At 52.7% G+C, this 22,227-nt stretch carries 20 protein-coding genes; 4 read left to right on the top strand and 16 right to left on the bottom strand.

Annotated elements, in window-relative coordinates; translation table 11 throughout:
- Positions 1 to 9: 9 nt before the first annotated feature.
- Positions 10 to 2,235: a GTP diphosphokinase gene (relA, locus tag L6J37_RS07575; RefSeq protein ID WP_192015725.1), complete on the bottom strand. Its 2,226-nt coding sequence runs from the start codon at positions 2,233 to 2,235 to the stop codon at positions 10 to 12.
- A gap of 74 nt (positions 2,236 to 2,309) precedes the next feature.
- Positions 2,310 to 3,647: a 23S rRNA (uracil(1939)-C(5))-methyltransferase RlmD gene (rlmD, locus tag L6J37_RS07570; protein ID WP_237794713.1), complete on the bottom strand. Its 1,338-nt coding sequence runs from the start codon at positions 3,645 to 3,647 to the stop codon at positions 2,310 to 2,312.
- A 156-nt stretch (positions 3,648 to 3,803) separates the two neighbouring features.
- Between rlmD and barA the strand changes: the two genes are divergently transcribed.
- Positions 3,804 to 6,572, top strand: coding sequence for a two-component sensor histidine kinase BarA (gene barA / locus L6J37_RS07565; protein ID WP_218384241.1), 2,769 nt, complete (start codon positions 3,804 to 3,806; stop codon positions 6,570 to 6,572).
- 193 nt (positions 6,573 to 6,765) lie between these two features.
- Here barA and acpS read toward each other — a convergent pair whose 3' ends face one another.
- The 11 genes from acpS to rpoE form a co-directional block, all read right to left on the bottom strand.
- Entirely contained in the window at positions 6,766 to 7,149 is a 384-nt protein-coding gene (gene acpS, locus L6J37_RS07560) for a holo-ACP synthase (protein WP_218384243.1), read from the bottom strand.
- Position 7,150: 1 nt separating this feature from the next.
- Entirely contained in the window at positions 7,151 to 7,882 is a 732-nt protein-coding gene (gene pdxJ, locus L6J37_RS07555; protein ID WP_192015728.1) for a pyridoxine 5'-phosphate synthase, read from the bottom strand.
- Positions 7,879 to 8,589 (bottom strand): DNA repair protein RecO, encoded by a 711-nt coding sequence (gene recO / locus L6J37_RS07550; RefSeq protein ID WP_192015729.1) that lies wholly within the window; start codon positions 8,587 to 8,589, stop codon positions 7,879 to 7,881. Before recO ends, pdxJ begins: the two co-directional genes overlap by 4 nt.
- Positions 8,590 to 8,597: 8 nt before the next feature.
- Positions 8,598 to 9,503, bottom strand: a complete 906-nt coding sequence (era, locus tag L6J37_RS07545; RefSeq protein ID WP_192015730.1) for a GTPase Era — start codon at positions 9,501 to 9,503, stop codon at positions 8,598 to 8,600.
- Positions 9,500 to 10,174 (bottom strand): ribonuclease III, encoded by a 675-nt coding sequence (gene rnc / locus L6J37_RS07540; protein ID WP_027253570.1) that lies wholly within the window; start codon positions 10,172 to 10,174, stop codon positions 9,500 to 9,502. The genes era and rnc overlap by 4 nt, the downstream gene beginning before the upstream one ends.
- A gap of 10 nt (positions 10,175 to 10,184) precedes the next feature.
- The gene (gene lepB / locus L6J37_RS07535; protein WP_027253571.1) at positions 10,185 to 11,084 is read right to left on the bottom strand and encodes a signal peptidase I; all 900 of its coding nucleotides are present in this window, start codon (positions 11,082 to 11,084) and stop codon (positions 10,185 to 10,187) included.
- A 99-nt stretch (positions 11,085 to 11,183) separates the two neighbouring features.
- Positions 11,184 to 12,980, bottom strand: coding sequence for a translation elongation factor 4 (gene lepA, locus L6J37_RS07530; RefSeq protein ID WP_192015731.1), 1,797 nt, complete (start codon positions 12,978 to 12,980; stop codon positions 11,184 to 11,186).
- A gap of 73 nt (positions 12,981 to 13,053) precedes the next feature.
- Positions 13,054 to 13,566 carry a SoxR reducing system RseC family protein gene (locus tag L6J37_RS07525; protein ID WP_192015732.1) on the bottom strand — a complete coding sequence of 171 codons (513 nt, stop codon included), beginning with the start codon at positions 13,564 to 13,566 and terminating at the stop codon, positions 13,054 to 13,056.
- Entirely contained in the window at positions 13,563 to 14,534 is a 972-nt protein-coding gene (gene rseB / locus L6J37_RS07520; RefSeq protein ID WP_192015733.1) for a sigma-E factor regulatory protein RseB, read from the bottom strand. The genes L6J37_RS07525 and rseB overlap by 4 nt, the downstream gene beginning before the upstream one ends.
- 14 nt (positions 14,535 to 14,548) lie before the next feature.
- A complete protein-coding gene (locus L6J37_RS07515) occupies positions 14,549 to 15,187 on the bottom strand; it encodes a sigma-E factor negative regulatory protein (protein ID WP_192015734.1) in 639 nt (212 codons plus the stop codon).
- Between the two features lie 24 nt (positions 15,188 to 15,211).
- Positions 15,212 to 15,790: an RNA polymerase sigma factor RpoE gene (gene rpoE, locus L6J37_RS07510; RefSeq protein WP_027253576.1), complete on the bottom strand. Its 579-nt coding sequence runs from the start codon at positions 15,788 to 15,790 to the stop codon at positions 15,212 to 15,214.
- Between the two features lie 317 nt (positions 15,791 to 16,107).
- Between rpoE and nadB the strand changes: the two genes are divergently transcribed.
- The gene (gene nadB, locus L6J37_RS07505; RefSeq protein ID WP_192015735.1) at positions 16,108 to 17,727 is read left to right on the top strand and encodes an L-aspartate oxidase; all 1,620 of its coding nucleotides are present in this window, start codon (positions 16,108 to 16,110) and stop codon (positions 17,725 to 17,727) included.
- Positions 17,728 to 17,800: 73 nt separating this feature from the next.
- On the opposite strand, the gene L6J37_RS07500 is transcribed toward nadB, so the two are convergent.
- The 3 genes from L6J37_RS07500 to L6J37_RS07490 all read right to left on the bottom strand — a co-directional run bounded on the left by L6J37_RS07500 (position 17,801) and on the right by L6J37_RS07490 (position 20,484).
- Positions 17,801 to 19,627, bottom strand: coding sequence for a methyl-accepting chemotaxis protein (locus tag L6J37_RS07500; RefSeq protein WP_218384248.1), 1,827 nt, complete (start codon positions 19,625 to 19,627; stop codon positions 17,801 to 17,803).
- A gap of 214 nt (positions 19,628 to 19,841) precedes the next feature.
- The gene (locus tag L6J37_RS07495) at positions 19,842 to 20,252 is read right to left on the bottom strand and encodes a protein YgfX (protein WP_218384249.1); all 411 of its coding nucleotides are present in this window, start codon (positions 20,250 to 20,252) and stop codon (positions 19,842 to 19,844) included.
- Positions 20,224 to 20,484, bottom strand: coding sequence for an FAD assembly factor SdhE (locus L6J37_RS07490; RefSeq protein WP_120513499.1), 261 nt, complete (start codon positions 20,482 to 20,484; stop codon positions 20,224 to 20,226). The genes L6J37_RS07495 and L6J37_RS07490 overlap by 29 nt, the downstream gene beginning before the upstream one ends.
- Positions 20,485 to 20,727: 243 nt before the next feature.
- On the opposite strand from L6J37_RS07490, the gene ygfZ reads away from it, so the two are divergent.
- Together ygfZ and L6J37_RS07480 are read left to right on the top strand one after the other, a co-directional pair.
- Positions 20,728 to 21,711, top strand: coding sequence for a tRNA-modifying protein YgfZ (gene ygfZ / locus L6J37_RS07485; protein ID WP_218384250.1), 984 nt, complete (start codon positions 20,728 to 20,730; stop codon positions 21,709 to 21,711).
- Positions 21,711 to 22,175 (top strand): aminoacyl-tRNA deacylase, encoded by a 465-nt coding sequence (locus tag L6J37_RS07480; RefSeq protein WP_237794682.1) that lies wholly within the window; start codon positions 21,711 to 21,713, stop codon positions 22,173 to 22,175. The genes ygfZ and L6J37_RS07480 overlap by 1 nt, the downstream gene beginning before the upstream one ends.
- Positions 22,176 to 22,227: the final 52 nt, after the last annotated feature.

The raw sequence follows: 22,227 nt of genomic DNA, 5'->3' as shown, positions 1-22,227 counted from the left end.
AGGATGAGATCAGTGCAGTCGTCTGGCTTCAAAGACATCTTTCACCTGCTCCAGGCGGAGGATCAGTCTGCCCAGACTGTCGAGATCAGTCAGCTCAATATCGAAATCCATGATCGCCATCTGCTTTTTGAAATCGATCCGGCTTTTCACGCCGGCCACTTTGACCTTTTCATTGTGCATGGTGTTGGTCAGATCTTTAATCAGGCCGTTACGCTCAGAAGCGGTTACCCTGACGGTCAGCGTGTAGCGCCCGGCAAAGCTTCCGCCCCAGACAGTATGAATGATCCGCTGCGGCGCCACATGACGCAGTTCTTCCAGCTGTTCACAGTCGCTGCGGTGAACCGAAATCCCCCGCCCCTGTGTCACAAAGCCGACTATGTCATCACCGGGAATGGGCTGGCAGCAACGCGCCAGGTGGGTCATCAGGTTATCCACCCCTTCCACCACCACAGCATCGCGCTGCGGTTTTTTCTGGCTGGCTTTGCTGCCCGCCTCGGTTAAACGCTCCAACAACTGCTGATCTTCTTCTTCAGCCGTGGGCTTGTTCACCAGCGCATTGATGTGGTTAATCACCTGATTGATACGCAGATCACCGCTACCGATACCGGCGAACAGCTCATCGGTCGAGTTCACGTTAAAGCGCTTCAGGGCATAGGACTCAGCATCTTTCATGGTGGCGCCGATTTTATGCAGCTCCTGCTCCAGAATTTCCCGGCCAGCCGTGATGTTTTTATCTCTGTCTTGCTTACGGAACCAGGCATGCACCTTGGCTCGTGCCCGGCTTGAATTGACAAAGCCCAGGTTCGGATTCAGCCAGTCACGCGACGGATTCGGCTCTTTCTGGGTGATGATTTCAACCTGATCGCCCATTTGCAGGTGATAGGTGAAAGGCACAATTCGCCCTTCCACTTTGGCCCCGATACAGCGGTGACCAACTTCAGAGTGAATGTGATAGGCAAAATCGAGCGGAGTAGCATTCAAGGGCAGATCGACCACATCCCCTTTCGGGGTGAAGGCATAGACTCTGTCATCGAAGACCTGACTGCGCAGCTCTTCGAGCATTTCGCCAGAGTCGGACATTTCTTCCTGCCAGGCCAGCAGCTTACGCAGCCAGTTGATTTTCTCATCATAGGCAGAGTGAGCGCCGGCAGAGGTGCCGGATTCTTTGTATTTCCAGTGCGCGGCCACCCCCAGCTCGGATTCTTCGTGCATCTGCTTGGTGCGGATCTGGATCTCAATAGCTTTGCCTTCCGGGCCGATCACCACAGTGTGGATCGACTGATAACCGTTGGGTTTGGGGTTGGCCACATAATCATCGAACTCTTTGGGCAGATGGCGGTATTTGGTATGCACCACCCCCAGTGCCGCATAGCAGTCCTGAAGCTGATCCGCGATAATACGCACCGCTCGCACATCAAACAGCTCATCAAAGGCGAGATTCTTTTTCTGCATTTTGCGCCAGATGCTGTAGATATGCTTAGGCCGCCCATGCACCTCCGCCTTGATATTCGACGCTTTCATCGACTCATCCAGATCCTTAACGAAATGGTCGATGTAGTGCTCCCGGTCGATACGGCGCTCAGACAGCTGTCTGGCGATCTGCTTATAGGTATCCGGGTGTTTGTAGCGAAACGCGTAATCTTCGATTTCCCACTTAAGCTGACCGATACCCAAACGGTTTGCCAGCGGGGCATAGATATTGGAACACTCCCGCGCCGCGGCACGACGAACATTATCCGGCTCGTCCTTCACCTCGCGCAGATTACAGATGCGCTCGGCCAGTTTGATCACCACGCAGCGGAAGTCATCCACCATAGAAAGCAGCATGCGGCGAATATTATCGACCTGTGCCGATTGTGCCGCGCCTTCTTTGATGGCATTCAACTGGCTGATTGCCGCCATCTGCTTAACGCCCTTGACCATTTGCAGAATGGTCTGGCCGTATTCCTCTTTGATGTCATCACTCTTGTAGAAGCCACCTTCAACAAGCGGGAACAGCAGGGCCGCCACCAGGGTGTCGGTATCCATACTGAGCATCACCAGGATTTCAACCATTTCCCGGCCACGCCACAGTAACTGACCGGCCGCTTCCTTGTTGTCCAGATGCGCTTCACAGCGCTGATAGGTTTGGAGCAGACGGTCCGAGGTTTTAGCATCCTGCAGCAGACTCTCTACCCAGGGTACCAACTCAAATTTTGCGTTTTCCTTCAAATGCGCACCGCGAACTGCGACCATGATTCTGTCCTGTATAGCGTTATTACGGATGGCTTTCTGTTACTCCCTGCGGCCTTTGCCGGCTCAGCCTGGCATCAGGTTCGGATAAACAGTGCCATAGATTCTAAGTGCCCCGTATGGGGAAACATATCCAGCATTCCCAGCCGTTGCAACTGATAGCCCTGTTGCAACAATACCTGACTGTCCCGCGCCAGTGTGGACGGATTGCAGGAGACATATAAAATCCGGCTGGGTGATAGCGCTGCCACTTCTTTCATTACCCCGGCAGCACCCGCGCGTGCCGGATCCAGCAATACTTTGTCGAAACCTTTGCTGGCCCAGCTGAACGTCTCAATACCCTGTTCAAGATTGCCCTGATAAAAAGCCGTATTCGCCAGCTTATTCAGCGCCGCATTGGTACTGGCTCGGCGCACCATCTCATCCACCCCTTCGACACCGACGACTTGCTGTGCTTTCTGAGCCAGCGGTAAACTGAAGTTACCCAGGCCACAGAAAAGATCCAGCACTCTGTCCTGCGGCTGAATATCCAGCCAGTCCAGCGCCTGTTCTATCATTCGGGTATTCACCGTCCGGTTCACCTGAATGAAATCTTTAGGCGAGAACTGCAGTGTCAAACCATTCACGGCATAGCAGGGCGTATCACCGGCCAGCTGGATCACTTCATCAGGTTCCGGCGCCAGGAAAAGCATAACATGATGACTGTCAGCAAATTGCTGAATGCTCGTCATATCCTGGCCAGAAAAAGGCTTGAGATGCCGGATAAGGACTACAGGGCCATTATCGGCTTCGACCAGTTCGACGTGCCCCAGGTTCCGGCGGCCCTGCAATTGCGCCAGTAATTCACGCAAAGGCGGCAGCAGAGCATTCAGCGAAGCCGCCAGTACCGGGCAATGCTCAATATCAACAATCTCTTTGCTCTGCTCTTGGCGAAAACCGAAACACAGCCCTTTGCCGGATTCAAACCTAAGGCTGAAACGCGCGCTTCGCCTGTACTGCCACTCTTCACCTGTAACAGGTTCGTCCTGCACTAATGCCGTTGCAGTCTCATTGTCACCACCCAAGGCAAACTTCGCCATCAACTCCCCCAGAGACTGGCGCTTGGCCGATACCTGGGCAGAATGAGAGAGATGTTGCAAGTTACACCCACCACACTGGTCATAGACAGAACACTGAGGTGTAATGCGCTCAGGGCTGTCAGTCAGTCGTTTGATGACTTTAGCCCGGGCATAGTGTTTTTTATTGTCAGTGAGCTGCACCAGCGCACGTTCGCCAGGCAGCAATCCCGGAATAAAAACCGGTTTGCGATCGAGATGGGCGATACCTGATCCCAGATGGTCCAGACGTGAAACCGTCACTTCTTTGTGTTTGGTGTCGCTGACAATTCGTTTAGTCGGCTTAAAAAAGCGTGCCATAATGTTGTAACTCACGGTGTTCTGTCGCCTTTTCAAGGCAACGCCGGATCGACTTCAATTGTCGCTACGGTAAAGATTCATTAAGCTAAGGGCTGGAACATGCTTGCGTGACCAGCATAGACAGCAATTCTCCCACAGAATCGAATTCTTGTAACCATGACCAAATACGGACTTCGCGCCCGGGTTTTCACCCTGACATTAGCACCAACCCTGATCATTGGCCTGCTATTGAGCGCATTTTTCACATTGAGCCGCTACCGTGATCTGGAGCATCAGCTGATTGCAACCGGCACCAGCATCATAGAGCCGCTGGCGATTGCCACCGAATACGGCATGGCAGATCATAACCGTGAAGCGGTCAGACGCATCATCAGTTATGCCCATCGCAAGCATTCCGATATTGTACGCAGTATCGCGGTATTTGACGGCAATAATGAGCTGTTTGTGACCTCAAATTTCCATCGGAATTTTGAGGCGCTGATGTTTCCCGATGATCAGCCGATCCCCTTCCTTCCTGACATCATCATCAATGACAGCACCATGATCATGCGGGCCCCTATACTGACAGAAGCACAGCAAAGTAACCTGTCCGCACCCGGGTTTCAGGCCAGGGCGCTGGGTTACATCGCCATTGAAATGGACATGAGCCCCCTGCGGCTGCAGCAGTATCAGGAAGTCTTTACTGCGCTGATGGTCTTGCTGCTGGGCCTGATCCTGTCGGGATTGTTTGCCTATCGCCTGATGCGGGATGTCACCCGCCCGATTTCGCACATGATCAGCGTCGTAGACAGAATTCGCCGCGGGCATCTCGATATCCGGATTGAAGGTGAATTGCTGGGTGAGCTGGATAACCTGAAAAACGGTATCAATGCCATGGCCATTTCGCTGTCTGACTACCATATCGAAATGCAGCAAAGCATCGATCAGGCCACGTCCGATCTGCGTGAAACCCTTGAGCAGCTGGAAATACAGAACGTTGAGCTGGATATTGCCAAGAAACGCGCTCAGGAAGCTGCCCGGGTCAAATCCGAATTTCTGGCCAATATGTCCCACGAACTGCGCACACCGCTGAACGGCGTCATCGGCTTTACCCGCCAGATGCTCAAAACCCGGCTCAGTGCCAGCCAGCACGATTACCTGCTAACGATAGAAAAATCCGCCAACAATCTGCTGACCATCATCAATGACATCCTGGACTTTTCCAAACTGGAAGCCGGTAAGCTGCTGCTGGAAAACATTCCGTTCGACTTCACCGACTCGCTGGATGAAGTCATGCGTTTGCTGGCACCCAGCGCCCACGAGAAAGGCCTGGAGCTGACACTGCGGGTTGATCAGCGTATTCCTACCGGTCTGATTGGCGATCCGCTGCGTATTCAGCAAGTGCTGACTAATCTGATCGGTAACTCTGTGAAATTTACCGAGCGCGGCAACATAGACATAGCCGTGGAGCTCAAAGCCGATCGCGATGAGAGCCTCGAATTGCAATTCATGGTCCGTGATACCGGGATTGGGATTTCGGAGCGCCAGCAAGCACAATTATTCCAGGCCTTCAGCCAGGCTGATGCCAGCATTTCACGCCGCTATGGCGGAACCGGGCTGGGGCTGGTGATCACCCAGAAACTGGTTACTCAGATGGGCGGCGAGATCAGCCTGACCAGTCGCCTGCACCAGGGCTCGACGTTCTGGTTCACCCTCAAACTGACCAAAACTGACCTGCCGGTATCTCAGCCTATCGATACCAGTGAACTGAAAAACCGCCACCTGCTGCTGATCGAACCCAACCTGCAGGCAGCCAACGTGCTGCAGCAACGCCTGCTGCAAGCCGGGCTGGATGTGACCTACCGGGCCGACATGCCGGAGGACGATGTCGAACATCACGACTTTGCCCTGCTCTGCCTGTCACCGGGCGAACAGCCACCGCTGGCAACGATTCTGGATAAAGTCTTTAAAGCCGAGCAACTGGCCGACAAAGTTTTAGTGTGCTTGCCCACCACAGAGCTGGCCTTGTCGGAACGCTTACTCAGTGCCGGTGTGACGGCTTGTCTGGGTAAACCGCTGGCCCGGCGTAAACTGTTTGATGCCTTGATTGGCCAGACAGATCATCAGGAAGAGCCCGAACCACTGCCACTGGCTGTCACGAACGATGCCCTGCTGCCGCTCACCGTTATGGCGGTTGATGACAACCCGGCCAACCTGAAACTGATCGCCGCCCTGCTCAGTGAACGGGTAGAAACCGTGATTACCGCCACCGGCGGCCGTAAAGCCGTGGATTACGCGCAGCAGAAAGCCTTTGATTTAGTCTTCATGGATATTCAGATGCCTGAGATGGACGGCGTCAGAGCCTGTGAGGCGATTCATGAAACCACGCTGAACAGCCATACGCCCGTCATCGCGGTCACAGCCCATGCGATGGCTGGCGAACGTGAACGCTTGCTTCGTGCTGGTATGGACGATTACCTGACCAAGCCCATTGAAGAACAGATTTTGCAGCAGATGCTGGCCAAATGGATTCCGCAGCCGCAGAGCAACAGTTCAGCACCTGCCGTGGCTTCCGCAGCGCCATCCGTTAAACCTGATACAGTGAATAATAACGTCAGCTGGGACTGGGATCTGGCGCTGAAACAAGCCGCAGGCAAAGAAGACCTGGCCCGTGACATGTTGCAGATGCTGCTCGATTTTATGCCCGAAGTGGAAATGCTGGTCAATGAAGTGCTGGACGGCAAAGACATTGACCTGTGGCCGTCCATCCACAAACTGCATGGCAGTTGCGCCTACAGTGGCGTGCCAAGGCTGAAAAACCTCTGCTACACCCTGGAAACCCAGCTCAAAGCCGGGAGTTCAGCCACCGAGCTGGAACCGGAACTGTTCGAGCTAATCGACGAAATGAACAATGTGGTCAGGGCATCGCAGGCTTACCGGCAGTAACACCCATCAAGCAGAAAGGATGACCTTTCTGCTTTGTTTCATGCTTTTGGCAGCCGGCAGGTGAGTGACATGCCAATACCAGCCACCACCTTTGAGGCTCTTACGTCAAATCTTGTTCACTCCTCCCATTTTTTCGTCAAAAAAAGGGAAACAACGTTTCCCTTTCTTTATCTCCGGCAGACTGATTGCGCTTTCAGCCCGACTCCAGGATCACGGTTGCCACTGCATAGTGTTTTTCATCGGCAATGGTCAGGTGAATATGGCGGACCGCCATCTGCGCGGCCAGCTCGGCCGCTTTACCGGCCAATGCCAACTCTGGCTTGCCGCGTTCGTTATTGGTGACGGTAAAATCCTGAAACGAGACACCGCAGGCTATGCCTGTTCCCAGCGCTTTGGCGGCCGCTTCTTTTACGGCAAAACGCTTAGCCAGATAGCGACCTGCCTGCTTATGCTGACTGAAAATGGTTAACTCTTCAGGTGTCAGTACCCGCCGGGCAAACGTCTCGCCGGCACGGGCGAGTACATGTTCGACACGGGCAATTTCAGCAATGTCTGTCCCCAATCCGACAATAGCCATGTTACCAGCGTGCTTCCAGCATCACGGCTTTCATGTCTGCCACGGCTTTATGCAGGCCGTCAAACACGGCACGGCCGATAATGGCATGACCAATATTGAGCTCGTAAATCTCAGGTAGGGCCGCAATGGGTTTGACATTGTGATAGGTCAGCCCGTGGCCTGCATTGACTTTGATACCCTGATCATGGGCATAACTGGCCGCAGCAGCAATTTTCTTCAGCTCGGCCTGTTGCTCTGTGTCCGTTGCTGCATCGGCGTAATGGCCGGTATGCAGCTCGATATAAGGCGCACCACAAGCCACAGCGGCATCGATTTGCGCGCGATCCGCATCAATGAACAGAGAAACCAAAATACCCGCCGAGCTCAGTTTCTCGGTCGCTGCTTTCACTTTGTCCAGTTGACCCACCACATCCAGGCCGCCTTCAGTGGTCAGCTCTTCTCGTTTTTCCGGCACCAGGCAGACGAACTCAGGTTGGGTATCCAGCGCTATCTGCACCATCTCATCGGTCACTGCCATTTCCAGATTCATACGCGTCTGAATGGTGTCGCGCAGAATGCGGACATCGCGGTCAGTAATATGACGACGGTCTTCGCGTAAATGAATGGTAATACCATCAGCGCCTGCGCGTTCTGCCACTTCGGCCGCATGCACCGGATCCGGGTACCGGGTGCCGCGGGCATTACGTAAAGTCGCAACGTGGTCGATATTGACGCCGAGCAGTATATTCTTCATGTAGCGGTACTCCTTCCTCTAGGGACAAACAATTCCCTGCTTTTTAATGGTTTGCTGCCAAGATACGGTTTCAGGGCCATGCGTGTAAAGCGCTTTGCTGCCCTGAGCTGATCCTGGGATTCAAAATGCCGGGCGGCAATGGCTTTCAGTTGCCGTCCGGTAAACGTCAGCTGGCCGGCAACCATAGAAGCAATAAAACCTCTTTGCTCCCGGTAGTTATACGTCATTTCATCGTCAACCGGCAGCCCGCTGCCGGCACAATGAAGAAAGTCCACACCGTAACCCAAGTGATCCAGCAGCGCCAGTTCAAAGCGGCGTAGTGCGGGTTCGGGATTTTCCGCCTGAGCAAGCTCTCTCAGCACATTGAGATAATCAAGAAACAAGGCAGGATAAGGCGTCTGAACTTCCAGTACCCGAGCCAGAATCTCGTTCACATACAAGGCGGAATACAGGATATAGCTGCGCATGGGCAGCCCGATACTGATAGGTTCGGCGTGAGTCAGAACCGGCATAGTGCCGCGGCCAGTCCATTTGATGAATAGGGGGGTAAATGGCTGAAGCGCTCCTTTGAGATTGGAGCGCTTACGACGGGCACCTTTCGCTATTAGGGTGATCCGACCGGACTCTTCACTGAAGACATCCAGGATCAGGCTCGTCTCGCTGTAGTGACGAGAGTGCAGAACAAAACAGCGCTGCAACCCTTCCATCGCTGTCCTTAAAGATCGTCGATATAGCCAAGACTACGCAGGGCGCGTTCGTCATCAGCCCAACCGGATTTCACTTTCACCCACAGTTCAAGGTACACCTTGCGCTCGAACAAATCTTCCATGTCGAGACGGGCTTCGCGGCCAATGGTTTTGATTTTCTCGCCACCTTTGCCTATCACCATCTTCTTCTGGCCTTTACGCTCAACCAGAATCAGACCGTTGATATCAAAGCCATCGGTTTCCGGATTATAGTCAAAACGCTCTATATCAACGGTCACAGAGTACGGCAATTCTTCGCCGGTAAAACGCATCAGCTTTTCACGGATAATTTCCGAGGCCATAAAACGCTGAGAGCGATCTGTCACGTACTCTTCCGGGAAGTAATACTCCCCTTCCGGCAAACAACCGCGGACTATCTTTTCAACATCCTCAATACCGGTACCATGCTTGGCAGCAATCGGCACGATAGCTTTGAAGTCCATTTTTTTCGCCAGCTCCTGCATATGCGGGAACAGATCGTACTTCATTTTAACGTTATCGACTTTGTTGACCAGCAGCACCACAGGCAGGCCGCTTTTCGCCAGCTTGTTAAGCACCATTTCATCGTCCGGTGTCCACATGGTGCCGTCCACCAGAAACAGCACCAGTTCAACATCGGTCAGCGAGCTGCTGGCCGCACGGTTCATCAGGCGGTTAATGGTGCGCTTTTCCTCGATATGCAGCCCGGGGGTATCCACATACACAGCCTGATAACCGTCTCGGGTATCCACGCCCATGATACGGTGGCGGGTGGTCTGCGGTTTACGCGAGGTGATCGACAACTTCTGCCCGACCAGACGGTTAAGCAGTGTTGATTTACCGACATTCGGACGGCCAACGATGGCAATAAAGCCACAATGTGTTTTATCTGTCATGATTCTAACTGCTTCAATGCCAGTTCTGCCGCAGCCTGCTCAGCCTTGCGCCGACTACCGCCTTTACCAACCACAGGGTTATCCAGCCCCGAGACGTCGCACTGTACAGTGAATTCCTGATTGTGTGCTTCACCCTGTACCTTAGTTACAGTATATGCCGGAAGCGGCAAACGACGCCCCTGAAGGCATTCCTGCAGACGGGTTTTCGGGTCTTTCTGGTTTATACCGGGTTGTATGGTGTCCAGACGACTCTGATACCAGCTCAAAACGATATGGCGGACACATTCGATATCACTGTCGAGGTAAATTGCCCCAATAATGGCTTCGACACAGTCAGCCAGAATGGAATCGCGGCGATAACCGCCGCTTTTCAGTTCGCCCGGCCCCAGCAACAGATGGTCACCCAGCTCGAATTCGCGGCCTAATTCGGCCAGCGTTTTACCCCGGACCAGAGTGGCGCGCATCCGGCTCATATCGCCTTCGTCAACTTTAGGGAAGCGATGGTATAGCTCATCGGCAATCACAAAGCTCAGGATAGAGTCACCCAGGAACTCCAGACGCTCGTTGTGCGTCCCGTTGGCGCTTCTGTGTGTCAGCGCCAGGGTCAGTAATTCGCTGTTCTTAAATTCGTGTCCCAGCTTACGCTGGAGTCTTTGTACAGGAGATGTCATTTTTTCCCGATCAGTCTATGCCTCCGATGCGGCTGAAGCGCACACCGGTAGGAATCCAAGAGGGAAGTACACTATCGGCACTTCGTTCAAATTCAAAGCTGATCCAGATCCCGACCGCCTTGCCAACCAGATTTGCTTCCGGCACGAATCCCCAGTAGCGGCTGTCCGCACTGTTATCACGATTGTCACCCATCACAAAGTAGTGACCTTCAGGTACCACCCACTCAGCCAGCCCGGGACGCGGTTGATAATCAAACGTCTGATTCGGTCTTAGCGGATGGATCAGAATGTCATGTTTCGCCTCACCAAGCTGCTCAGTAAACTGGATCAGCCGGGTTCGGTTCTGAACAAAATCACTGTCGTGCATCTGACTCATCATGACAGGTTTACATTCTGTGGTGCCTTTAGGTGCAATACAGATCTGCTTATTGTCACTATAGCGAACTAAATCGCCCGGCAATCCCACAACGCGCTTAATGTAATCAACATTAGGGTTTACCGGGTATTTAAAGACAGCAATGTCTCCACGTTCAGGTTCGCCGGTTTCCACCAGTTTATGACGAAATACAGGATCGCGCAGACCATAAGCAAATTTTTCAACCAGGATGAAATCGCCAACCAGCAATGTCGGCATCATCGATCCGGATGGGATCTGGAACGGCTCATATATAAACGAGCGAAACACCATGATAAGCGCTATCACAGGGAACATAGAGCTGGTCGATTCAACCCAGCCAGGCTGTGGCGCAACAGCTTCCAAGGTTTTAGCATCCACCTGGCCACCGGCATTGGCCGCCGCAGCGTCGATTTTCAACTGACGCTTAGGTGCCCAGAGGAACCGGTCCAGTGCCCAGATAATTCCGGTCACTATGGTTGCCAGCACTAAAATTAACGAAAACAGATTTGCCATTGCTGTTCCTAATGTCCCTATGATGAATTTTTCATGGTCTCTCAGGGTCTGAAGACCCTAACCATTCCGCCGCATAATGCGGCGGAAGGCGGACTCGAATTATTTGTCTTTACCTACATGCAGTATGGCGAGGAAGGCTTCCTGCGGCAGTTCGACATTGCCGATCTGCTTCATGCGCTTTTTACCTTCTTTCTGCTTCTGCAGCAGTTTTTTCTTACGGCTCACGTCACCACCATAACACTTGGCGATAACGTTTTTGCGTAACTGTTTCACGGTCGAGCGAGCGATAATGTGGTTACCGATCGCTGCCTGAATCGCGATATCAAACATCTGGCGGGGAATGAACTCCCTCATTTTCTCAACCACATCACGACCACGCGATTGCGCATGGTCTTTATGGGTAATGATAGCCAGCGCATCAACACGGTCACCGTTTAACAGGATATCGACCCGAACCATGTCAGATTCCTGATAACGCTGGAAGCCATAATCCAGAGAGGCATAACCGCGCGATGTTGACTTCAGACGGTCGAAGAAATCCAGTACCACTTCTGACATCGGAATGTCATAAGTCAGCGCAACCTGGTTACCGTGGTAAACCATATCGACCTGAGAGCCGCGTTTTTCAACACACAGGGTAATCACATTACCCAGGTATTCGCTTGGCACCAGAATGTTACAGCGGGCAATCGGCTCGCCAATGATTTCAATATCATTAATAGGCGGCAGTTTGGCCGGGCTGTCAACATACAGCATGTCGCCATTACTCTTCTTCACCTCATACACTACAGTCGGTGCAGTGGTGATCAGATCCAGATCGTATTCACGCTCCAGACGCTCCTGAATGATTTCCATGTGTAACATGCCAAGGAAACCACAGCGGAAGCCAAAGCCCAGAGCGGCAGAGCTTTCCGGTTCATAGAACAGTGAAGCATCATTCAGGCTCAGTTTGCCCAGTGCATCACGGAAGTTCTCATAATCGTCAGACGATACCGGGAACAGGCCTGCATACACCTGAGGTTTCACTTTTTTAAAGCCTGGCAGCGCCTTTTCACAGCCGTTCTTCGCCAGTGTCAGGGTATCGCCCACCGGCGCGCCCAGGATATCTTTAATACCGCAGACCACCCAGCCCACTTCGCCCGTTCTCAGTATGTCTTTATCCACCTGTTTCGGAGTAAAGATACCGATACGGTCAACGTTCCAGGTCTGTCCTGTGCTCATGACCTTGATCTTATCGTTCTTCTTCAGGGCGCCGTTTTTAATGCGGACCAAAGAAACAACGCCCAGGTAATTATCGAACCAGGAGTCGATGATCAGCGCCTGTGGCGGCGCATCCGGGTCGCCTTCTGGCGCAGGAATCGAACGCACGATGTTTTCCAGCACCTCGTCAACGCCCAGGCCAGTTTTGGCTGAACAACGGGTGGCTTCTATCGCGTCGATACCGACGATTTCTTCAATTTCTTCCGCGACACGTTCAGGATCAGCCGCTGGCAGATCGATTTTGTTCAGGATCGGCACAACTTCCAGATCCATTTCAATCGCGGTATAACAGTTAGCCAGTGTCTGGGCTTCCACACCCTGACCGGCATCGACCACCAGCAACGCACCTTCACAGGCCGCCAGCGAACGGGAGACTTCATAGGAAAAGTCTACGTGTCCCGGTGTGTCGATAAAGTTCAGTTGATAGGTTTCACCATCTTTTGCCGTGTAATTGAGCGTCACGCTCTGGGCCTTGATGGTGATGCCACGTTCACGTTCCAGATCCATTGAATCAAGCACTTGCGCAGCCATTTCACGATCGGAAAGGCCACCGCAGACTTGAATCAAGCGGTCAGATAACGTCGACTTACCGTGGTCGATATGTGCAATAATCGAAAAGTTACGAATGTGCTTCATGAATTGGCGTGACTAACTCGTGATTAAAAAATGAATGGGATCTTACGATCAAGTTGGCAGATTCTACCGAATTTCAACGGCTGCTGCTATCTTTCGATAGTGCATTTGTTTCCAGCCCCTCCACGACAGGCTTTCCGAGCACCCGAATCAGGCTGGGTTGATAATCCCCCAGGGCCGATAATCTTCTGGCGCGATATCGCGCAATCAGCAGTCCTACCACGCCACCGGCAAGGGCACAGGCAATTACGCCCCCTTCGCCACCGCCAGCCAGCTCAACAAACCACCACTGGCCGAGCAAGGTCCCCAACAGCAGACACACTAACGGCAGCACGTAAACCAGCAATGCAGATTGCAGCACGCTGCGTTCAGATAACCCGATTTCAACCAGCTGACCGATGTGAATAGGATCATTAATATGGGTTGTCGATAACGTCAGTTGATGCTGGCGACCAGGTAATACTTTGCTGACTACGCCTGTGCCACAGCTATTTTGTGAGGCACAGGATCCGCAGCTGGTTTGCTGCTGGCAACTGACGATGATCTGCTTTTTATCAACAGCCACCACTGTGGCCAGTGAATGCATCATGGCTGGCTAACTCCCTGAAAAGAGACCGACTCAGCCACCCGGCGCGCCGTTGCCGGCGGTATGTCACCGACAACAGTGATCTCTTTGTCTTTCAGTAACTGGCTGTGCAGCGTACGTCGTCCCTGGCGAACCAGTTGTTCCCGCACACTGAAGCCATCTGCAGCCGAGACATAAATAGAAAAACTAAACAGGCCGTCCGTATACATCTGGCTTTCAACCGGACGCTCAGTCAGCATCAGGCGGTGTCGGTTGTGTGAAATACTTTCAAAGCCCAGCGGCAACCAGTCGACCTGCCAGGACAAGTCCACCTGTGGCTGTGGCGGTAGCTGAACCACTTCCGGCAGTTTCACTGATTTCAGACTTTCCAGAATATCGGCCACTTTGTCATTCACGACAAAAGACACTGCGCGGTATTGTTCTAAAGGCTCACCATCCCGATCCAGCAAATCAGCCCGCAAGACTAAATGAGAGCGGGTGTCCATCCACAACAGGTAGGAATAGCGGGCGCCGTCTTTGGGCGCGATACGTACCACATCACAGGCGGTTCCCGCCTCACGGGATCGTCCCATGGGGATGAAGTCATAAAACTGGGCCAGCTCTGCGACATTGGTACGCATAATAGGCGGTAAAGGGGCCACCATGCGATTGCTGTCGATGGTAAACGGGTCCAGCCCTGGCTCAAAGTAACTGACTTCTTTGCCACGCTGAATAACCTCACGCGGCGGACCGCTGAGGTACACCAGATGTGCAAATGTCTCGCCATCTTCTACTGCATGGCGATAACGTAAGGGTTCAATACTGTTTTTCTTGATGAGGATGTAAGACACCTCATAGCTCAACTGCCTGGTTGCCTGATCCATTTGATGCAACAAAGCCTCTGCAGAAGTCATAGCGTCTTCTTCCGCAGAGGCTTGCCAAGGCATAGCCAAGCTGACCAGTGTCAGAGCACCGACCAGAATTTTCTTCATATCACCGCCACGAATCAGTGTGATTCCAACAGGGTTCTATCCAGACTGCCGTCTTCCGCATTCAGGCGCAGTTGCAACTCATAGTCCTGTAACATCGCATTAATACGACGTCTTTGTTCCATCAGTTGTGCTTCGCTTGGCGATTCAGTCCGGGTACGAACAGAATCCCGCGTCAGGCTGACTGGTTCAGCAGTTCCGGCAAAAGGAATGGTCTGTAAAACAGGCACCTGAGTATTAGCATCACTCGCTAACCCAGCCTCTTCACCACCGTTATATTGTTGTACGCCGACAATCACTGCCAAAGAAACACAGGCAGCTAATGCCACCTGACCAAATTGTGTCAGCCAGGCTGGCATAGTACGACGTGCCTGATGGGGCGTTGGTTGCTCCACATGCGGCAGAGACACCACATTCGCCGACGCCGCGACACTGTCTGCAAGGCTGTGCGCGGGTTCATTATCGAGCGCCATCGCCACGTTTCCGGCGATATCCCACTTGGGGTGCCCCGGCGCTTCACCGTGCATCACATCGCTCATCAATTGATAAGCTTGCCAGCTTTGCTTTGCATTATCATCCACCAGAAGCTGGTTTATGATACTTTGATCAACGTCTTCACCATCAAGCAAAGCCGAAATCTTTTCTTTATCAGCCATCTTTGTCACCGTTTGGCCCAAATATTAGCGCTGCATTAGGGGGGCAATACGTTTTTCTACCGCCTCCCGAGCCCGGAAAATACGGGAACGTACCGTACCCACCGGACAGCCCATGACTTCCGCAATTTCCTCGTAACTCAATCCTTCAAGTTCGCGAAGCGTAATTGCGGTTTTCAAATCATCCGGGAGGCTTTCTATGGTACTGAATACCACCCGCTTCAATTCATCTGACAACATTTGGTTCTCAGGGTTCGAAATTTCTTTTAATGCACTGCCATTTTCATAGTACTCGGCATCTTCCGCATCAACGTCTGTTGCAGGCGGACGGCGCCCCTGAGCCACCAAGTAATTTTTTGCCGTATTCACGGCTATACGATATAGCCAAGTATAAAATGCACTTTCCCCACGAAAAGACGGTAGCGCACGGTAAGCTTTGATAAAGGCTTCCTGCGCCACATCCGGCACATCACCGGAATTGCCAACATAACGGGCAATAAGGTTGCAAACCTTGTTCTGGTACTTTACGACCAGTAAATTAAAGGCTTGCTTGTCCCCTCGCTGTACTCGCTCAATCAGTGCCTGGTCAGTTAACTGCTCGCTCATTCGAGCGTGTACTCCTCTGTCTGTGACAAGGTCATCTCTGCTCTGAACCGTACCGGATGCAGCCAATTTACCCATCCTGTGTTCAGAACTATTTATATTCTATGGACATAGAAGCCTAAAGAATTACTGACCCCAAAAAAAGCGCAAAGTTCCCGCACACCTTACTGGCACATTCGCCCGGGTGCAACTGCCATTCATTCTGGCAGATGTACGCCGCCAGGGGCAATTTGCCTTACCTAGCTTTACAGATCAAAAAAGCCCCACATAAAGGGTTTTTTGGTAATATGGCGAGCTTACCACAGGGATATGAGATCAATATGAACGAGAACCGAGAACACAGTTGTGACGTCCTGGTCATCGGTAGCGGCGCAGCAGGCCTCTCTCTGGCCTTGCGTCTGGCTCCGATGTGTAAAGTGCTCGTCCTGAGTAAAGGCCCGCGGAGTGAAGGGGCGACTTACTATGCTCAGGGCGGTATCGCTGCTGTTTTTGATGAAACAGACAGTGTGGACTCTCATGTTGAAGATACTCAGATTGCCGGTGCCCATCTTTGTGATGAAGAAGTGGTTCGCTTCATTGCTGAAAATGCCCGCGATTGCGTGCAATGGCTGATAGACGCCGGGGTGCCCTTTGATCAGGAAGACAACAGCACCGATGATCATCCTCGCTACCACCTGACACGCGAAGGCGGCCACAGTCACCGCCGGATTCTGCACGCAGCAGATGCGACTGGCATGGCCATGCAAATGTCGCTGCAGGACAATGTTCACAACCACCCGAATATTGAAGTACTGGAACGCCATAATGCGCTGGATCTGATCACCAGTCATAAAATAGGTGAGGCCGATGCGCCCAACCGGGTTCTCGGTGCTTACATCTGGAACCGCCAGCGTGAGTCTGTCGAAACCGTGCGGGCCAAATTCGTAGTGCTGGCCACCGGAGGGGCTTCTAAGGTGTATCAGTATACCTCGAACCCGGATGTCTCATCCGGTGATGGCATCGCCATGGCCTGGCGGGCAGGCTGCCGTGTCGCTAATCTGGAATTCAATCAGTTTCATCCCACCTGCCTTTTCCATCCAGAAGCGCGTAATTTCCTGCTGACCGAAGCCCTGCGCGGCGAAGGGGCATATCTGCGCCGTCCGGACGGCTCCCGCTTTATGCAAGAGTTTGACGAGCGTGCCGAGCTGGCCCCGCGGGACGTCGTTGCCCGCGCAATCGACTATGAGATGAAGCGACTGGGTGCAGACTGCATGTATCTGGATATCAGCCATAAACCCGCTGATTTTGTGACCAAGCATTTTCCGACCATCTACGAAAAACTGCTCGGCTACGGTATCGACATTACCAAAGATGCCATTCCCGTTGTCCCGGCCGCCCACTATACCTGTGGTGGAGTCATGGTCGACCGGCAGGGACAAACAGACCTGAACGGCTTATATGCCATTGGCGAAGTCAGCTATACCGGCCTGCACGGTGCCAACCGCATGGCGTCGAACTCGCTGCTGGAGTGCGTGGTCTATGCCTGGTCTGCGGCCGAGCACATCAGTCAGCACCTCAATGAAGTGAGCTTATCGTCATCTATCCCGCTGTGGGATGAAAGTAAAGTCTCCAATTCAGATGAGGAAGTTGTCATCCAGCACAACTGGCATGAATTGCGTCTGTTCATGTGGGACTATGTCGGCATAGTGCGCACCACCAAACGCCTGGAGCGGGCCATGCGCCGGATCCAGCTGCTGAAGCAGGAAATTGATGAGTACTACAGTAACTTCAGAGTGTCCAACAATCTGCTGGAGCTGCGGAACCTGCTGCAGGTCGCCGAACTGATGGTGCGCTGTGCGCTGGAGCGAAAAGAAAGCCGGGGGCTGCATTACACCCTGGATTATCCGGATATGCTGGAGACGCTGTCACCCACCATACTGGATCCGCGTAATCCGCAATAAAAACAATAGCAACGGGAGCCACCCGGGCTCCCGTCAGTAATGTCAGTGATGTCTTCCTACCTCAGCGGTCAGCTCATACTTTGTAGGCTTTGATCGCCTGCGATAAGGTGTGGGCCTGCACGGAAACAGAGTGGGCTGCCTGCGCATTTTCCTGCACCACCACCACATTGCTATTGGTGACATCGCGAATCGACACGACCCGCGCACCAATATCTTCAGACACCTGGCTCTGCTGCTCCACCGCCGCAGCGATTTGGGTGCTGGAATCCAGTATCCGCTGCATATCGGCAATCACGGTTCGGATCTTTGCCTCCGCACTTTGCGCCTGGGCCACACTGTCATCCCCTTGCACCCGACAGTGCTCAATATGGCTGACCACTTGTTCCGTCTGCTGCTGCAGTGAGCTGATAATGCTGGTGATTTCTTGCGTTGACTGTTGGGTGCGCATGGCCAGAGAGCGTACCTCATCGGCCACGACCGCAAATCCCCGCCCTTGTTCACCGGCCCGGGCGGCCTCGATGGCAGCATTCAATGCCAGCAGATTGGTTTGCTCAGCAATGTTTTTAATCACTACAACCACAGAGCCGATACTGTCTGACAAACCGGAAAGACTGGACACTTCCTGGCTGCTCTGAGCCAGCCCTGCGGACAGCTGATCAATCCGTGCACGCGTTTCGACAACTTCCGATAACCCTTGTGTGGCTTGATCATGGCTGCGGCCCGTCTGTGAAGCCGCTTCATGGGTAATATGAGCCACTTCGCTGATGGTCGCTTGCATTTCTGTACTGGCCGCCGCCACAGAATCGCTGTCCAGCAGTTGGGCCGCCAGTGCCTGCTCTGCGTCCTGACTGCGGCGCTGAAGCTGAGAAGAAGCAGCACCGAGTTCAGACACGGCGGACTGCACATCCCCCACCAGCTTGCGCAAATTGCTCAGCAGATAGTTGAAGTGCGTCCCCATTGCAGCAAGCTCATCTTTACCTGAAGTATCGGCATGCAGGGTGAGATCATGACTGGCGGCGATACGGTTCATTAAGTGGCTCAAACGCTCAACCGGGGCCAGAATAGAGGCGCTGATTTTCCATGACAGCAAGATCAGCCCTGCAATGATGACAACGACAAGAAGCCAGGCCAGGCGGCTGATTGAAACCTTTACCTGATCTGCTTCTTTGTCTATCTGCTGCTGCATTTGGCCAAATTCGGCCTCAACCTGATGAGACAAGGCGCGGATCTGCCCTCTCAGTCCATCTTTATGGCTCAGGCCTACTCGGGTTTTCTGCGCCACCATCTGGTTGAATCTCTGATTAAACTCGCGGTAATCCCGACCTAACTGCGTATCCAGCTGATCACCGTATTGCGTGACAAACGCCTGATAGTCTGCCAGCAAAGCTTTGTCATCAGTCGCTGCAAATAACTTTGCCGTCAGTATCAAGCGATAAACATCCAATGTCTGCGTACTTTCAGATGCCAATGTCATCAGCTGCTCACCGCTTTGATACAATGACTGATAAATCCCTTGTGAGGGTGTCAGTCCCAGAGTCTGGTAGCCTGAGACCATTGCCTGCATACCCGCATGATAGTCGTGCATCTTACCTTGCAGAGTTGTCACTTGCGGCAGATCAATTGACAAGGCTGCCACATCTTGCTGCAACCGTGCTAATTGCGCCTGAAATTTATCGTAATTGCCATTGAAGGTCTGCAGGTACTTAAGATCCATACGTGCCAGAAAATCTTTTTCATTACGCCTTAGGTTAAGCAATGTCACTTCCAGTTGGTCAAGCTGACTGCCAGCCACTTCTATATTCACAAGCTTTTGATTGGTATAACTATTTACACCAAACAATAAAAAAATCGCTGTGACACTTAACCCTGCCAGCCCTAGCAGCTTATGCCTAACTTTCATTACACAAAATTCCTTAAAGGTATAAAATATTGGTATTTTATACACTTAATAGCCAAGAAGACATTATAAATTCCCAAGCAATCAATTACATCAACAATAAAGCAGAACTTTACTCTGCTCTGCTTTATGATCGCAATATTGTGATAACGGGCAGGACAAGAATGACACTGCTTCCAGAAGCCGGTGATAAAGGCAGCAGACTCAACCCTTGGCGTCAGCAGGTACGACAGAAAAGGCTCAGCAGACGGAAATCTTTGTCAGAACAGGCATCACGGCTGACGGCAAGCCAGTAATGCTGGTGGGCGCGTTTCAGCTCAATAACCAGTAATCGGGAGGTCAGCACACGGGTATGAAACAATTGCCAGCGGCAGCGCTGCCACTCAATTTGTCGATCATCAAATAAAATCAGCGTGCCATGAAGGGAGGCGAGCTGGATTCTGGCGCAAAGATACTCGCCCCACAGCCATTCACAAAACAGCCACCATAATGGCACGGGCAGAACCTCAGCAAACATCAGAAAAGACAACAGGCTTGCCACTGCCAGATATGCTCCGGTTAAAGCGGCAAGCAGGATAGAAGAAGGGTAAAGCGTCAGGTTAGCGAAGCTTGCTCTTGTTGTGGGCAACAATCTTGTCCACCATTGCAGCATGCGCAGGGTTAGTGCTGCGTCCGTGCTCCATCAGCCAGTTGAACAGGTCCGGGTCATCGCATGTCAGTAAAGACACAAAATCCTGGCGATCCTGCGGGTTTAAATCATCAAAGCACTCTTCAAAGAACGGCATGATAATGACGTCCAGCTCCAGCATGCCACGACGGCAGGCCCATCTAATTCGTGCTTTATCGTCTGCACCTATCATATCCAACCTCAACTCCTGGTGGTGTTCATTCTGCGGCAATACTACCAGCCAGTTTTCCTGCCGACTATCTGCAGTCACATATGGCACAACAAAATGAGAGCTGGTCGTGATAATACCCGACACAAAAACTCAGGTACTTTTGCATGCAGGCTGACAAAGCTCAGCCAGAGCGATAACATAGCGCTTATTCGAAGCTTTTCTGAAAGCTGAAGCCAGCTTTCCTTATCAACGACGGATTCGACTATGAGCACCTGGTCAGATACTTTGCAATTCGACACACTTTCACTTTCCGCTGACGCTCCTCTGCCATCACTTGCCCTGGTAAATCTCACCCAATGGGGACTGGTGACTCTGGTTGGTCAGGACAGCATTTCCTACTTACAGGGACAAGTCACCTGCGATGTCGTGTCTCTGAATGCCAGGCAGTCCACGCTTGGCGCGCACTGTGACGCCAAAGGTAAGATGCGCACCATCTTTCGCCTCTTTCATCACAGGGACGGTCTGGGCTGGCTGCAGCGTAAAAGCGTCATGGACACCCAATTGCCGGAACTGAAAAAGTACGCCATCTTTTCAAAAACCACTATAGAAGCCAGTACCGACGTCTTGCTGGGCCTGACAGGTGAGCAGGCACAAGCCACCATAGACAATGTGCTGGGTGGTGAAGGAGAGGTACGGGCATTCGACAAGGGGACCGCGGTAAAAATTGATGCGCAGCGCTGGCTCCTGGCGGTTGATAGCGCCGCAGCCGGTGAGATCGCAGAGAAAATCGCCGCCAAGGCCGTATTGTCAGACGACTCACTCTGGGATCTTTACGATATTCGCCAGGCCCTGCCCCGTATTGACACCGAAACCGGGCTGGAATTCATTCCACAATCCATGAACTTGCAGGCACTTAACGGCATCAACTTCAAAAAAGGCTGCTATACCGGTCAGGAAACGGTCGCCAGGGCCAAATGGCGCGGCATCAACAAACGGGCCATGTACATAGTCTCTGGCCAGGCCGAAAACTGCCCGAAAGCCGGCGATGTGCTGGAGCGCAGTGTCGGTGACAACTGGCGCAAAGGCGGCACAATCATTGCTGGCTATCAGTTCAGTGATCATCAGTCTCTGGCATTGGTCGTACTGCCCAATGATCTGGAGCCAGACACGGCTTTTCGTCTGGCTGCCGAACCTGAAAACCAGTGGCAACAACTGCCACTGCCGTATTCGCTGGATGAAGAGGCGTAATGCTGGATACTCCCATCACGCGTTATCTGCAGCAGGAAGGGGTTAACTTCCTGCTGCTCCCTCATAACAAGCCCGCCCGCACCATACAAGAAGCTGCCGAAGAGCGAGGCGTAGAGCCACATCAGATGGTCAAGTCGATACTTCTGCGGGATATGGGCGGGTTACACGTTCTGGCGTGTGTGCCCGGCACCAGGCAGGTTGATCCTAAAAAAGTCCGCACATTATTTGGCTGCCGCAGGATGACGTGCGCCGACGCCCAAGACGTTGAAGAAGTCACAGGTCTGACTATCGGCACTGTGGCCCCTATCGGGCTCAGACAGCCGCTGCCTGTGGTTTTTGACCTGTCACTCTCTCACTATCAGACAGTGAATATCAGCAGTGGTGATCGCATGGCAGGGATTGAGCTGGCGATGCAAGATCTTGTTCAGTTGTGCGCCCCCCTGTATGGCAATATCTGTCGCTAGCCAAAAACGGGCCTCCCTCCCATTTTTTGCGTAATCATTCACCCTTTTCGCA

The organism is Photobacterium sp. WH77, assembly GCF_022014395.1.
Classification (GTDB): Bacteria; Pseudomonadota; Gammaproteobacteria; order Enterobacterales; family Vibrionaceae; genus Photobacterium; species Photobacterium arenosum.
This window is presented reverse-complemented; position numbering and strand designations above follow the sequence as displayed.